Annotated in this window: 14 protein-coding genes; 10 read left to right on the top strand and 4 right to left on the bottom strand. The window is 54.8% G+C overall.

Annotated features, from left to right (window positions below; all coding sequences use genetic code 11):
* Positions 1-18: 18 nt before the first annotated feature.
* Genes mnmA through purB form a run of 3 tightly spaced genes read left to right on the top strand, consistent with a single transcriptional unit; the run spans position 19 to position 3,178 of the window.
* Positions 19-1,131 (top strand): tRNA 2-thiouridine(34) synthase MnmA, encoded by a 1,113-nt coding sequence (gene mnmA / locus ACWKXX_RS04375; protein WP_032667904.1) that lies wholly within the window; start codon positions 19-21, stop codon positions 1,129-1,131.
* 27 nt (positions 1,132-1,158) lie between these two features.
* The gene (hflD, locus tag ACWKXX_RS04370; RefSeq protein WP_261666295.1) at positions 1,159-1,788 is read left to right on the top strand and encodes a high frequency lysogenization protein HflD; all 630 of its coding nucleotides are present in this window, start codon (positions 1,159-1,161) and stop codon (positions 1,786-1,788) included.
* Positions 1,789-1,807: 19 nt separating this feature from the next.
* Positions 1,808-3,178: an adenylosuccinate lyase gene (gene purB, locus ACWKXX_RS04365; protein ID WP_017693620.1), complete on the top strand. Its 1,371-nt coding sequence runs from the start codon at positions 1,808-1,810 to the stop codon at positions 3,176-3,178.
* An 86-nt stretch (positions 3,179-3,264) separates the two neighbouring features.
* On the opposite strand, the gene ACWKXX_RS04360 is transcribed toward purB, so the two are convergent.
* Entirely contained in the window at positions 3,265-3,657 is a 393-nt protein-coding gene (locus tag ACWKXX_RS04360; protein WP_023303483.1) for a hypothetical protein, read from the bottom strand.
* A gap of 475 nt (positions 3,658-4,132) precedes the next feature.
* On the opposite strand from ACWKXX_RS04360, the gene phoP reads away from it, so the two are divergent.
* The 3 genes from phoP (at position 4,133) to ACWKXX_RS04345 (ending at position 7,481) form a co-directional block, all read left to right on the top strand.
* Positions 4,133-4,804: a two-component system response regulator PhoP gene (gene phoP / locus ACWKXX_RS04355; RefSeq protein ID WP_026094318.1), complete on the top strand. Its 672-nt coding sequence runs from the start codon at positions 4,133-4,135 to the stop codon at positions 4,802-4,804.
* A complete protein-coding gene (phoQ, locus tag ACWKXX_RS04350; RefSeq protein WP_015570801.1) occupies positions 4,805-6,268 on the top strand; it encodes a two-component system sensor histidine kinase PhoQ in 1,464 nt (487 codons plus the stop codon).
* 91 nt (positions 6,269-6,359) lie between these two features.
* Entirely contained in the window at positions 6,360-7,481 is a 1,122-nt protein-coding gene (locus ACWKXX_RS04345) for a ribosomal protein uL16 3-hydroxylase (protein ID WP_017384706.1), read from the top strand.
* Positions 7,482-7,571: 90 nt separating this feature from the next.
* Here the strand turns inward: ACWKXX_RS04345 and pepT are convergent, their stop codons facing one another.
* Positions 7,572-8,795 carry a peptidase T gene (gene pepT / locus ACWKXX_RS04340; RefSeq protein ID WP_006809220.1) on the bottom strand — a complete coding sequence of 408 codons (1,224 nt, stop codon included), beginning with the start codon at positions 8,793-8,795 and terminating at the stop codon, positions 7,572-7,574.
* Between the two features lie 237 nt (positions 8,796-9,032).
* Here pepT and potA point away from each other — a divergent pair, with 237 nt between their 5' ends.
* The 4 genes from potA to potD are packed head-to-tail and all read left to right on the top strand — an operon-like array spanning position 9,033 to position 12,841.
* Positions 9,033-10,181 carry a spermidine/putrescine ABC transporter ATP-binding protein PotA gene (gene potA / locus ACWKXX_RS04335; protein WP_162871832.1) on the top strand — a complete coding sequence of 383 codons (1,149 nt, stop codon included), beginning with the start codon at positions 9,033-9,035 and terminating at the stop codon, positions 10,179-10,181.
* Positions 10,165-11,022 (top strand): spermidine/putrescine ABC transporter permease PotB, encoded by an 858-nt coding sequence (potB, locus tag ACWKXX_RS04330; RefSeq protein ID WP_017693625.1) that lies wholly within the window; start codon positions 10,165-10,167, stop codon positions 11,020-11,022. Before potA ends, potB begins: the two co-directional genes overlap by 17 nt.
* A complete protein-coding gene (potC, locus tag ACWKXX_RS04325) occupies positions 11,019-11,810 on the top strand; it encodes a spermidine/putrescine ABC transporter permease PotC (RefSeq protein ID WP_015570805.1) in 792 nt (263 codons plus the stop codon). The genes potB and potC overlap by 4 nt, the downstream gene beginning before the upstream one ends.
* Positions 11,807-12,841: a spermidine/putrescine ABC transporter substrate-binding protein PotD gene (potD, locus tag ACWKXX_RS04320; protein WP_261666296.1), complete on the top strand. Its 1,035-nt coding sequence runs from the start codon at positions 11,807-11,809 to the stop codon at positions 12,839-12,841. The genes potC and potD overlap by 4 nt, the downstream gene beginning before the upstream one ends.
* Before the next feature lie 34 nt (positions 12,842-12,875).
* On the opposite strand, the gene cobB is transcribed toward potD, so the two are convergent.
* Entirely contained in the window at positions 12,876-13,697 is an 822-nt protein-coding gene (gene cobB / locus ACWKXX_RS04315; RefSeq protein WP_006809226.1) for a Sir2 family NAD+-dependent deacetylase, read from the bottom strand.
* A gap of 14 nt (positions 13,698-13,711) precedes the next feature.
* The gene (gene nagK / locus ACWKXX_RS04310) at positions 13,712-14,623 is read right to left on the bottom strand and encodes an N-acetylglucosamine kinase (RefSeq protein ID WP_015570807.1); all 912 of its coding nucleotides are present in this window, start codon (positions 14,621-14,623) and stop codon (positions 13,712-13,714) included.
* Positions 14,624-14,652: the final 29 nt, after the last annotated feature.

Genomic DNA, 14,652 nt, shown 5'->3' with positions numbered 1-14,652 from the left:
CAATGTCGTGAGTATTCCATGTCAGATAACAGCCAGAAAAAAGTAATCGTCGGCATGTCCGGCGGTGTCGATTCCTCCGTTTCCGCCTACCTGTTGCAGCAACAGGGCTATAAGGTGGAGGGCCTGTTCATGAAGAACTGGGAGGAAGACGATGGCGAGGAATACTGCACTGCCGCTGCGGATCTCGCCGATGCGCAGGCCGTGTGCGATAAGCTCGGCATCGAACTGCACACCGTTAACTTTGCCGCAGAATACTGGGACAACGTTTTTGAACTCTTCCTCGAAGAGTACAAAGCGGGCCGCACGCCAAACCCGGATATCCTGTGCAACAAAGAGATCAAATTCAAAGCCTTCCTGGAATTCGCCGCGGAAGACCTGGGCGCAGACTACATTGCGACCGGCCACTACGTGCGTCGCGCGGATGTGAATGGCAAAAGCCAGCTGCTGCGCGGCCTGGACGGCAACAAAGATCAGAGCTACTTCCTCTATACGCTGAGCCACGAACAGATTGCCCAAAGTTTGTTCCCGGTCGGCGAGCTGGAAAAGCCGGAAGTGCGTAAGATTGCTGAAGATCTGGATCTGATCACCGCGAAGAAAAAAGACTCCACCGGTATTTGTTTTATCGGCGAGCGTAAATTCCGCGAGTTCCTGGGGCGCTACCTGCCTGCACAGCCGGGCAAAATCGTCACCGTTGACGGCGATGAGATTGGTCAGCACCAGGGGCTGATGTACCACACTCTCGGCCAGCGTAAAGGTCTGGGTATCGGCGGCACCAAAGAGGGCAGCGAAGATCCGTGGTACGTGGTCGACAAAGACGTCGAAAACAATATTCTGGTTGTGGCTCAGGGTCACGACCACCCGCGCCTGATGTCCGTTGGACTGATCGCGCAACAGCTGCACTGGGTCGATCGCGAGCCGCTGAAAGGCACGCTACGCTGCACAGTGAAAACGCGCTACCGCCAGACGGACATCCCTTGCACCGTAACCGCACTGGATGACGATCGCATTGACGTGCGTTTCGACGAGCCGGTTTCCGCCGTTACCCCTGGCCAGTCTGCTGTTTTCTACCGCGGCGAAATTTGCCTCGGCGGTGGGATCATTGAACAGCGCCTGCCGCTGCCTGCTGTTTAAACCGTTTGCACACATAAAGGAGACCGTGTGGCGAAGAACTATTATGACATCACCCTGGCGCTGGCGGGAATTTGCCAGTCAGCCCGTCTGGTGCAACAGCTGGCGCATCAGGGTCATTGCGACGCTGATGCCCTGCACGTTTCACTCAACAGCGTTATCGATCTTAACCCAGGCTCCACGCTGGGCGTCTTTGGCGGCAGTGAAACCAATCTTCGTCTCGGTCTTGAAACTCTGCTCGGCGTGCTCAACGCCAGCAACCGTCAGGGGTTGAACGCGGAACTGACCCGCTACACCTTAAGCCTGATGGTGCTGGAACGTAAGCTTAATGCGGCAAAAGGCGCAATGAATACCCTGGGCGACCGCATCGCCGGGCTACAGCGCCAGCTCGACCACTTTGACCTCCAGTCTGAGACCCTGCTCAGCGCGATGGCCGGTATCTACGTTGACGTGATTAGCCCGCTCGGCCGGCGTATTCAGGTCACCGGTTCGCCTGCCGTATTGCAAAGCCCACAGGTACAGGCGAAGGTACGCGCTTCGCTGCTGGCAGGCATCCGTGCCGCCGTGCTGTGGCAACAGGTCGGCGGTGGCCGCCTACAGTTAATGTTTTCTCGTCATCGCCTGACGACTCAGGCAAAACAAATTCTTGCTCATTGTTAACCTCCCGGAGTTGCGAATTATGGAATTATCCTCACTGACCGCCGTATCCCCTGTCGATGGACGCTACGGCGATAAAGTCAGCGCGCTGCGCGGGATCTTCAGCGAATATGGCCTGCTGAAGTTCCGTGTTCAGGTTGAAGTACGCTGGCTGCAAAAGCTGGCCGCCCAGACAGCAATCAAGGAAGTTCCTGCTTTTGACGCAAAGGCAAACGATTACCTTGATAAAATCGTTGCTGAGTTCAGCGAAGAAGATGCCGCGCGCATTAAAACCATCGAACGCACCACCAACCACGACGTGAAAGCGGTTGAATACTTCCTGAAAGAGAAAGTGGCAAGCGTCCCTGCCCTGCACGCGGTATCTGAATTTATTCACTTCGCCTGTACGTCTGAAGATATTAACAACCTGTCTCACGCACTGATGCTCTCTACCGCGCGGAAAGAGGTAGTACTCCCTTACTGGCGTAAAATCATTGATGCGGTGAAAGCGCTGTCCGTGGAATACCGCGACATTCCGCTGCTGTCCCGTACTCACGGCCAGCCAGCAACCCCATCCACCATGGGTAAAGAGATGGCGAACGTGGCGTACCGCATGGAACGCCAGTATCGTCAGCTGGAGCAGGTTGAGATCCTCGGCAAAATCAACGGCGCGGTGGGTAACTACAACGCCCACATCGCCGCGTACCCGGAAGTGGACTGGCACCAGTTCAGCGAAGAGTTTGTGACCTCTCTGGGGATCCAGTGGAACCCGTACACCACCCAGATTGAGCCGCACGACTACATCGCCGAGCTGTTTGACTGCATTGCGCGCTTCAACACCATCCTGATCGACTTCGATCGTGACGTATGGGGTTACATCGCCCTGAACCACTTCAAGCAGAAGACCATCGCCGGGGAAATCGGTTCGTCCACCATGCCGCACAAAGTGAACCCAATCGACTTCGAAAACTCCGAAGGTAACCTGGGTCTGGCGAATGCCGTGTTGCAGCATATGGCGAGCAAGCTGCCGGTATCTCGCTGGCAGCGCGACCTGACTGACTCCACGGTGCTGCGTAACCTGGGCGTAGGTATTGGCTACGCGCTGATCGCCTACCAGTCCACCCTGAAAGGTGTGAGCAAACTGGAAGTTAACCGCGACCGTCTGCTGGACGAGCTGGATCACAACTGGGAAGTGCTGGCGGAGCCGATTCAGACCGTGATGCGTCGTTACGGCATCGAAAAACCGTACGAGAAACTCAAAGAGCTGACCCGCGGTAAACGCGTTGATGCTGAAGGTATGAAACAGTTTATCGACGGTCTGGCGCTGCCAGAAGAAGAAAAAGCGCGCCTGAAAGAGATGACCCCGGCAAACTATATTGGCCGTGCCATCGCTATGGTTGACGAGCTGAAGTAATCGCCCTTCCCCCTTTCCACCTGGAAAGGGGGCTGCTTTACATCATCGAGCCGACATTTCACGTCACATTATCTGTTTTGCCGGGATTAGAGCCTGCCGTCAGGCTGATTGTTATTTTTTGCCGTGGAATAACTTTCCGGAATATACCGTTTTAAGCCGAACGGGCACAGTTTGAACTGGCACGGGGTTTCAGCCGTGCACGGGCGATCCATCTCCTGTCGGTTGCCTGGACACGCGTTTTTCTGTTTGAACCCCATCCAGCCTATTGATGTAAAGGGCATTGCCTGCGCTATCCATACTCTACGCCGCCGATCGTTAATCAGGATCCCCTGGTTTGAAGTGGTGATGATTTCACCTGTACGAACGTAATAATCTCCCTTTAACCACAGGATATAATTCAGGCCATACTGTGTTTCAACTTTGCAAAAGATGGTTCCGCTTTCCGGGCTCGCAATAGTCTCAACAACCTTCCATTCCATAAAGTCCTCTTTACTCGCTATATTGCTGTTTTGTTGTGTAAAAATGCTGCTTTTCTGGCACATCTTATGCAAATCTAATTTCGCACCATAAAATAAGCGTAGACAAAGCCAGGCATAGTGAGAACATCCTTACAAAAAAAAAGGGCAATATTTACAAAACTGGCGTGCTCGTGCTGTCCAAAAAGCGACTCGCCTTCAACAGTTCATAAACGGATGGCTGTTTTATCGGGATTGCGAAAGCTTGCGAAAACAAGTCAGTTTATATTAACCGCGCCTGCTGGGGGCGCATGAGGCTTACGTGAGTTGGGTGGGTGATATGAACCAGGCTCAGGTCAACATACTTAATAATCAGGTGCCTGGCGTCATCCCCCCTGTGTTCGGGAGCATGAAAAAATCATTTAATTTCATTGCGCTGGTGTCAACCTGAATAATCAGCGTTAAACTATTCATACCATTTATAAAGGGAGAAGTGATGATGCGCGTACTGGTTGTTGAGGATAACGCATTGCTACGTCATCACCTGAAAGTTCAACTTCAGGAGATGGGTCATCAGGTGGATGATGCTGAAGACGCAAAAGAGGCCGATTATTATCTCAATGAACACCTGCCGGACATCGCCATTGTCGATTTAGGGCTGCCGGATGAAGACGGATTGTCCCTTATCCGCCGCTGGCGTAGCCATGACGTTTCCCTGCCGGTACTGGTGCTGACTGCCCGCGAAGGCTGGCAGGACAAGGTTGAAGTCCTGAGCGCTGGCGCGGATGACTACGTGACCAAACCCTTCCATATTGAAGAAGTCGCTGCGCGTATGCAGGCGCTGCTGCGCCGCAACAGCGGGCTGGCGTCACAGGTTATCTCTCTGCCGCCGTTCCAGGTGGACCTCTCTCGCCGCGAATTTTCTATTAATGATGAAGTGATCAAGCTGACCGCATTCGAATACACCATCATGGAAACGCTGATCCGTAACAACGGTAAAGTGGTGAGCAAAGATTCCCTGATGCTTCAGCTCTATCCGGATGCCGAGCTGCGCGAAAGCCACACCATTGACGTGCTGATGGGTCGCCTGCGTAAAAAAATTCAGGCGCAGTACCCGCATGACGTGATCACCACCGTGCGTGGTCAGGGCTACCTGTTCGAATTACGCTAAATGAAAGGGATATTGCGCCACATTTTACCCCTTTCGCTGCGGGTTCGCTTTTTGCTGGCAACCGCCGCCGTCGTGCTGGTGCTGTCGCTCTCTTATGGGATGGTGGCGTTGGTCGGTTATAGCGTGAGCTTCGATAAAACCACCTTCCGCCTGCTTCGCGGCGAAAGTAACCTGTTTTATACCCTGGCGAAGTGGGAGAACAACCGAATCACCGTCGAGATGCCGGAAAACCTGAATCAGCAGAGCCCGACGCTGGCGCTGATCTATGATGAAAAAGGGAAATTGCTTTGGGCCCAGCGCGATGTCCCGTGGTTGAAAAAGCGCATCCGTCCGGAATGGCTGAAAACCAACGGTTTTCATGAAATAGAAGCCGACCTCAACTCCACCAGCAGCCTGCTGCGTGACGATCGCGCCTTACAGATTAAGCTTAATGAGATCCGGGCCGAAGATGACGACACGGAGATGACCCACTCTGTGGCCATCAACCTTTACCCCGCCACCCTGAACATGCCGCAGTTAACCATTGTGGTGATCGATACCATACCGGTTGAGCTGAAACGCTCGTATATGGTCTGGAACTGGTTTGTGTATGTTCTGGCTGCCAACCTGCTGCTGGTGATCCCTCTCCTGTGGGTTGCTGCGTGGTGGAGCCTCCGCCCGATTGAATCCCTTGCCAAAGAGGTGCGCGAGCTGGAGGAACATCACCGCGAGAAGCTAAACCCGGAGACCACGCGTGAGCTGACCAGCCTGGTGCGCAACCTCAACCGCCTGCTGAAAAGCGAACGTGAACGCTACGACAAGTATCGCACGACGCTCACCGACCTTACGCACAGCCTGAAAACCCCGCTGGCCGTGATGCAGAGTACCCTGCGTTCCATGCGCAGTTCGAAAATGAGCGTGGATGACGCCGAGCCGGTGATGCTGGAACAAATCAGCCGTATTTCACAGCAGATCGGCTATTACCTGCACCGCGCGAGCATGCGTTCCGGAAGCGCCCTGTTGAGCCGTGAACTGCACCCGGTAGCCCCGCTGCTGGATAACCTCACCTCTGCGCTAAACAAGGTGTACCAGCGTAAAGGGGTCAACATCAGTCTGGATATCTCACCGGAAATTAGCTTTGTCGGTGAGAAAAATGACTTTATGGAAGTGATGGGAAACCTGCTCGATAACGCCTGCAAATATTGTCTGGAGTTTGTCGAGGTGTCCGCGCGGGTAACGGATAACGAACTGCATATTATCGTTGAGGATGATGGTCCTGGCATTCCCCGTAATAAACGCGAAGTGGTGTTCGATCGCGGCCAGCGCGCCGATACGCTGCGGCCAGGCCAGGGCGTCGGATTATCCGTCGCCAGGGAAATCGTCGATCAGTACGAGGGCAAGATTGAAACCGGTGAAAGTTTGCTGGGCGGTGCCCGTATGGAAGTCATTTTTGGCCGCCAGCATCCCGTATCGAACGATAGTTGACCCGAAATGTGAAAAATACGCGGATCTCGCAGTCAGGGGGCGGTGCTTCCGTTATAATCCGTCTCAGTAAGAGCCTGCGGAATACAAAAATATGGATTATCAATTAACGCTTAACTGGCCCGAATTTATTGAACGTTACTGGCAAAAACGCCCGGTCGTTCTTAAACGCGGGATCAGCAATTTTATCGACCCTATTTCTCCTGACGAACTCGCTGGTCTGGCGATGGAAAACGAGGTAGACAGCCGTCTGGTGAGCCACCAGGACGGGAAATGGCAGGTCAGCCACGGTCCCTTTGAAAGCTACGATCACCTGGGCGAAAACAACTGGTCTTTACTGGTGCAGGCGGTCAACAACTGGCACGAACCCACCGCAGCCTTAATGCGTCCCTTCCGCGCCCTGCCAGACTGGCGAATGGACGATCTGATGATCTCCTTCTCCGTTCCCGGTGGCGGCGTGGGTCCGCATCTGGATCAGTACGACGTGTTTATCATTCAGGGTACCGGGCGCCGTCGCTGGCGCGTGGGCGAAAAAGTGCCAATGAAGCAGCACTGCCCGCACCCGGATCTGCTTCAGGTTGATCCGTTTGAAGGGATCATTGATGAAGAGCTGGAGCCAGGTGACATTCTCTATATCCCACCGGGCTTCCCGCATGAAGGTTATTCCCTGGAAAACTCGCTGAACTATTCGGTTGGTTTCCGCGCGCCAAGCGGGCGCGAGATGATCAGCGGATTTGCTGACTATGTTTTACAGCGTGAGCTGGGCAGCTACCGTTACAGCGATCCGGACGTTCCGGCGCGTGAGCACCCGGCGGATATTCTGCCAGAGGAGCTGGATAAGCTGCGCGGGATGATGCTGGATCTGATCAACGAACCGGAGCACTTCAGACAGTGGTTTGGCGAGTTTATCAGCCAGTCGCGTCACGAACTGGACGTCGCACCGCCAGAGCCGCCGTATCAGGCAGATGAAATTTATGATGCGCTCCAGCAGGGCGATAAGCTGGTTCGTCTGGGCGGATTACGCGTACTACGCATTGGCGAAGAGGTATTCGTCAACGGCGAGCGCCTGGACTCTCCGCATCGCCCGGCGCTGGAAGCGATTGCCAGCCATATGGTGCTGACTGCGGATACCTTTGGCGACGCACTGGACGATCCCTCCTTCCTCGCCATGCTGGCCGCGCTGGTGAACAGCGGGTACTGGTTTTTTGAGGACTGAGCCGCTTTAATGCCCGGTGACGCTGCGCTTACCGGGCCTACGATCGAAATGTAGGCCGGGTAAGGCGTAGCCGCCACCCGGCATAAAACATTACCGCTTCGCGGTTAACTCCGCTATCCGCACGATCACCTGCACCGCTTTCTCCATCCCTTCCAGCGTCACGAATTCATGCTTGCCGTGGTAGTTATATCCACCGGTAAACAGGTTCGGGCACGGCAGGCCCATAAACGACAGCTGTGAACCATCGGTACCGCCACGGATCGGTTTCATCACCGGCTCGATGTCACAATCGCGCATCGCCTGCTGGGCGATATCAAGAATATGCGGATGCTCCATCACCTTATCGCGCATATTGTAATAGCTGTCTTCGATGATGAGTTCAATATAGCAATCCGGATGTAGCCCCTTGCCGACCTTTTTCGCGATCTCCATCATCTTACGTTTGCGTGCTTCAAAGGCTTTGCGGTCGAAATCGCGGACAATATAGTGCATCTGCGCGCTGTCCACGGTCCCCTTGATGCTGGTCAGATGATAAAAACCCTCATACCCTTCCGTCATCTCCGGGCTCTCTTCGGCGGGCACTTCCGCATGAATACGCGCAGCCAGCGACAGCGCATTCACCATCACCCCTTTCGCAGACCCCGGGTGCACGTTATTCCCGACGATTTTGATCGTTACCGATGCCGCGTTAAAGTTTTCATACTCCAGTTCACCCACGCCGCCACCGTCGACGGTGTAGGCCCACTGCGCGTTAAACGCCTCAACGTCAAAGTGTTTTGCGCCTTTTCCAACCTCTTCATCCGGCGTGAAGGCCACGCGGATATCGCCATGTGGGATATTTTTGCCCTTCAGCACCGCCAGCGCCGTCATGATCTCGGCGATGCCCGCTTTGTCATCGGCCCCCAGCAAGGTTTTGCCGTCAGTGGTGATTAACGTCTGCCCCAGCAGCTGATGCAGTACCGGGAACATCACCGGCGACAGCACTTCGTCGCCAATGCCCAGCGCAATATCACCGCCGCGGTAGTTTTCAACAATCTGCGGGTTTACGTGTTTACCGCTAAAATCAGGTGAGGTATCGACATGAGAAATAAAGCCAATTGCCGGGATATCGCCGTCAATATTCGCCGGCAGCGTTCCCATCACGGTCCCTTTTTCGCTGAGCGTGACATCAACCAGCCCCATGGCCTCCAGCTGCTCTTTCAGCAGATTTAGCAGCTTCCACTGGCCTTCGGTGCTTGGCACCTGTCGGACCCCCGGCTTAGATTGGGTATCCAGCGAAACGTAATGTAAGAAACGCTCAAGTAGTTTATCCATGCAGTCACCCTCACTTTTTGTGACAACATTATCATTAAGCAGCAAAACGCAAATATTGCGTCAGGTCACTTTTATCCCGCAAACGAGAACTTTTTACGTTTATATCGTTGTGCGTTAATAAATGTAGCTTATGAATAAGTGAGAAGGATTGGCGATTCAATGGGTTTGCCGTAGAATGTCCGCCCTCATTACGAGTCACCAAGGTGGTTACACACAAACCCCGCTTCAGTCTGCTGCCTGAGGCGTCTATATGGGACAGCGCGAAAATTGAATACACAACCCCGTTCCCTTTCACCGCTGGTGCAACTGGAACGAATTCGTAAAAGTTTCGATGGCAAAGATGTCATTTCCGACCTTAATCTGACCATCAATGACGGTGAGTTTCTCACGCTGCTCGGCCCCTCCGGCTGCGGCAAAACCACCGTCCTGCGCCTTATCGCCGGGCTGGAAAGCGTCGATAACGGCCATATCCATCTTGAGAACCAGGACATAACCCAGGTTCCAGCCGAAGATCGCCACGTCAATACCGTCTTTCAGAGCTATGCCCTGTTCCCGCACATGACCGTGTTTGAGAACGTGGCGTTTGGCCTGCGGATGCAAAAAACACCGGCCAGCGAGATCCCACCTCGGGTTACCGAAGCCCTGCGCATGGTACAGCTGGAGGCGTTCGCCCAGCGCAAGCCGCATCAACTTTCCGGTGGTCAGCAGCAGCGTGTGGCCATTGCCCGCGCCGTGGTCAACAAACCTCGCCTGCTCCTGCTGGATGAATCCCTCTCCGCGCTGGACTACAAGCTGCGCAAGCAGATGCAGAACGAGCTGAAAGCGCTTCAGCGTAAGCTCGGCATCACGTTCGTGTTTGTTACGCACGATCAGGAAGAAGCCCTGACCATGTCAGACCGTATCGTGGTGATGCGCGACGGCAAGATTGAGCAGGATGGCACCCCGCGTGAAATTTACGAAGAGCCGAAAAACCTGTTCGTCGCCAGCTTTATAGGCGAAATCAATATTTTCAACGCCACGGTGATTGAGCGTCTGGACGAGCAGCGCGTTCGCGCGAACGTGGAAGGCCGCGAATGCAATATTACCGTCAACTTTGCCGTCGAGCAGGGGCAAAAGCTCAACGTCCTGCTGCGCCCGGAAGATCTCCGCGTTGATGAGATCCACGACACGGCTGACGTCGAAGGTCTGATCGGTTACGTTCGCGAACGCAACTACAAGGGAATGACCCTCGAATCCGTTGTGGAACTGGAAAACGGCAAAATGGTGATGGTCAGCGAGTTCTTTAACGAGGACGATCCGGACTTCGACCACTCGCTGGATCAGAAAATGGTCATCAACTGGGTAGAAAGCTGGGAGGTTGTACTGGCTGATGAAGAACACAAGTAAGTTCCAGAATGTGGTGATTGCCACGATCGTCGGTTGGCTTGTGTTGTTTGTCTTTCTACCCAACCTGATGATCATCGTAACCAGCTTCCTGACCCGCGACGACGCGAACTTCGTCGCGATGGTCTTTACGCTGGACAACTACGCGCGCCTGCTCGATCCGCTCTATTTTGACGTGCTGCTGCACTCGCTCAATATGGCGCTGATTGCTACCCTCGCCTGTCTGGTGCTGGGGTATCCATTCGCCTGGTTCCTGGCCCGCCTGCCGCAAAAAGTACGGCCGCTGCTGCTGTTTTTACTGATTGTACCCTTCTGGACCAACTCGTTAATCCGCATCTACGGGCTGAAAATCTTCCTCAGCACCAAAGGTTATCTGAACGAGTTTCTGCTGTGGCTGGGGGTGATCGAGACGCCGATCCGCATCATGTTCACCCCGGGCGCGGTAATTGTCGGCCTGGTTTATATCCTGCTGCCGTTTATGGTGATGCCGCTCTACTCCAGCATTGAAAAGCTCGATAAACCGCTGCTGGAAGCGGCGAAAGACCTGGGCGCCAGTAAGTTACAAACCTTTGTCCGCATCATTATTCCGCTGACCATGCCGGGTATTATCGCCGGCTGTCTGCTGGTCATGCTGCCTGCGATGGGCCTGTTCTACGTATCGGACCTGATGGGCGGGGCGAAAAACCTGCTGATCGGTAACGTGATTAAGAGTCAGTTCCTGAATATCCGCGACTGGCCGTTCGGCTCGGCCACCAGCATAACGCTGACGGTGGTGATGGGACTGATGCTGCTGGTTTACTGGCGTGCATCACGCCTGCTGAATAAGAAGGTGGAGCTGGAATGATCGGTCGACTGCTTCGCGGCGGTTTTATGACCGCCATTTATGCGTATCTCTATATTCCGATAATCATTTTGATCGTGAACTCTTTTAACAGCTCACGCTTCGGGATCAACTGGCAAGGGTTTACCACCAAATGGTATGGCCTGCTGATGAACAATGACAGCCTGCTACAGGCCGCTCAGCACTCGCTGACGATGGCGGTATTTTCTGCCACCTTCGCGACGCTGATTGGCTCACTGACCGCCGTGGCGCTGTACCGCTACCGTTTTCGCGGTAAGCCGTTCGTCAGTGGCATGCTGTTTGTGGTGATGATGTCCCCGGATATCGTGATGGCCATTTCACTGCTGGTGCTGTTTATGCTGCTGGGCGTCCAGCTCGGTTTCTGGTCGCTGCTGTTCTCGCATATCACCTTCTGTCTGCCGTTTGTGGTGGTAACCGTCTACGCGCGTCTGAAAGGGTTCGACGTACGCATGCTGGAAGCGGCGAAAGATCTGGGTGCGAGCGAGATGACCATTCTGCGCAAAATCATTCTGCCGCTGGCGATGCCCGCCGTGGCAGCAGGATGGCTGCTCAGCTTTACCCTGTCGATGGACGACGTGGTCGTGTCCTCCTTCGTCACCGGGCCGAGCTATGAAATTCTGCCGTTGAAGATCTACTCAATGGTTAAAGTCGGTGTTTCACCCGAAGTGAACGCGCTGGCGACTATTCTGTTGGTGTTATCGCTGGTTCTGGTAATTGCCAGCCAGGTTATTGCTCGTGATAAAACAAAATCTCAGGGGACACAGAAATGAAAAAAATGCTTGCCGCTGCGGCACTGATGCTCGGAATGGGCGCCGCGCATGCTGATGACAGCAAAACGCTCTATTTCTACAACTGGACCGAGTATGTGCCGCCGGGCCTGCTGGAGCAGTTCACCAAAGAGACGGGCATCAAGGTGATCTATTCGACCTACGAGTCGAATGAAACCATGTACGCCAAGCTCAAAACCTATAAAGATGGCGCGTATGACCTGGTGGTGCCGTCGACCTATTTCGTCGACAAGATGCGCAAAGAAGGCATGATCCAGAAGATCGACAAAACGAAGCTAACCAATTTTTCAAACCTCGATCCTGAGATGCTAAACAAGCCGTTCGACCCGAATAACGACTACTCCATTCCGTACATCTGGGGCGCGACGGCAATTGGCGTCAACAGCGATGCCATTGAACCAAAAACGGTTTCATCCTGGGCTGACCTGTGGAAGCCGGAATACAAAAGCAGCCTGCTGTTAACCGACGATGCGCGCGAAGTGTTCCAGGTTGCGCTGCGTAAACTCGGCTATTCCGGTAACACCACCGATCCGAAAGAGATCGAAGCGGCGTATAACGAACTGAAAAAGCTGATGCCAAACGTGGCGGCGTTCAACTCGGATAACCCGGCTAACCCGTATATGGAAGGTGAAGTGAATCTGGGTATGGTCTGGAACGGCTCTGCGTTTGTGGCGCGTCAGGCCGGGACGCCGCTGGAGGTGGTCTGGCCGAAGGAGGGCGGCATCTTCTGGATGGACAGCCTCGCGATCCCGGCGAATGCGAAAAACGTCGAGGGCGCCCTGAAGCTGATCAATTTCCTGCTGCGCCCGGATGTGGCAAAAGAGGTGGCGGAAACCATCGGCTACCCGACGCCAAACCTGGCCGCGCGGAAGCTGCTCAGCCCTGAAGTGGCAAATGATAAATCGCTTTATCCGGACGCTGAAACCATCAGCGAAGGGGAATGGCAGAACGACGTCGGTGACGCGAGCCGCCTGTATGAAGAGTATTATCAGAAGCTAAAAGCAGGCCGTTAATGCATAACGGGCGACGCAATGTCGCCCGTTACTCTTACAGCCCCTTCAGGAGTTTATCCACAAAGGCTGGCACCACCTCGCTCGCCAGACCGTAATGTTTCTCTTCAAACTCGCTTCCGACCTGGCTTGGCTCCAGATTAAGCTCCACCGTATGGGCACCTTGCAGTCGCGCTTCGTGAACAAATCCTGCCGCCGGATAGACATGTCCTGAGGTACCAATGGCGATAAAGACGTCCGCCATAGCCAGGGCGCTGTAGATCTCATCCATTCCCAGCGGCATTTCGCCAAACCAGACCACATGCGGACGCAGACGCGAAGGGAACTGACAGCAGTGGCAGCGGTCTTCGTCCAGCACGTCCTCTTTCCAGTCCAGCACCTGACCACTCCATGCGCACCGCACCTTGAGCAGTTCGCCGTGCATGTGAATGATGTTGTGGTTTCCGGCCCTTTCGTGAAGATTGTCGATGTTCTGCGTGACCAGCAGAAAACGATCCCCCAGCGCTTCCTCCAGCTTTGCCAGCGCCAGGTGCGCCGCATTCGGCGCAATCTCCGGCTGCTGAAGCTGGCGACGGCGGGCGTTGTAGAACGCCTGCACCAGCGCCGGGTCGCGGGCGAAACCTTCCGGCGTCGCCACATCTTCAACTCGGTGTTCTTCCCACAGTCCGTCCGCCGCGCGGAAGGTCTGAATACCGGATTCGGCGGAGATCCCCGCCCCGGTCAACACCACCACTCTGGGTTTATCCATCGCTTCTGGCATCATCCTGTCTCTGAAAAAGATCCGCTGACGCAGGCGTTCACGTAAGCGGCGTTTATTTTTGCGAAAACGGCTGAGTCGACCCTGGCGACGCGACAGCATAATAACCTCGTAAACTAATCGGTGAGATGAAGGAATGCGGCTCCGCGCATGCCTCCTGCGTCCCCGTGTCGCGCACGCTCAATGCGCGGCACGCGGGCGACCGGCAATAAATGTCGGGGCAGACGCCCGGACAACTGTTCCGTAATCGCAGTGAAATTTGACAGCCCTCCCCCGATCACCAGCAGATCCGGATCGACGATGGTCAGGATATTCCCCAGGCACACGGCCAGCAGGTCGAGATAGCGTTCAACGTGCTCTCGCGCCTGCGCATCCCCTTGTTCCCACAGGGTAATGATTTGGGGGGCGTCATGTTTCTGATGATAGAAGTGTTCATAAAGCCATGCAAACCCACGGCCTGAAAGGTAACTCTCAATACAGCCGTGCTGACCACAACCGCAGCGGATCAACGGGAAATCACGTCCGACAACATCCAACGCATCCACCGGCAGACGGATATGACCAAATTCGCCGGTAATGTAGCTGCGCCCGGTAATGGGCTTACCGTTAATGACTATCCCGCCCCCCACGCCGGTTCCGAGGATCAGCCCCATCACCAGCGGATAGCGACGAAACTCGTCGTCCCAGGCCTCTGAGAGAGCAAAACAGTTGGCATCGTTGTCTAAGCGCACGTCGCGCTCAAGGAGAGCAGAGAGATCGGCACGCAGCGGTTTGCCGCTGGCGGCAGGAACGTTGGCGGCATACAGCGTGCCATCGTCGGTTTCGGGCATACCCGGAATACCAATGCCGACGCTGCCTATGACGCCAAAGCGTTCATCCGCTTGCGCCACCAGCGCGGCAATGGCGGTTAAAAATTCATCGTAGCTTTCGCGCGGCGTGGGTACGCGGGTTTCCCATTGTAGCTTAAGGTCTTTATCGAACACGCCGAGCGCAATCTTGGTGCCGCCAATATCAAATCCGTAATACATGATGCATTCCTCTGTTTGATTCAGCGGCC

This window comes from Enterobacter sp. UPMP2061 (genome assembly GCF_053709615.1).
This window is presented reverse-complemented; position numbering and strand designations above follow the sequence as displayed.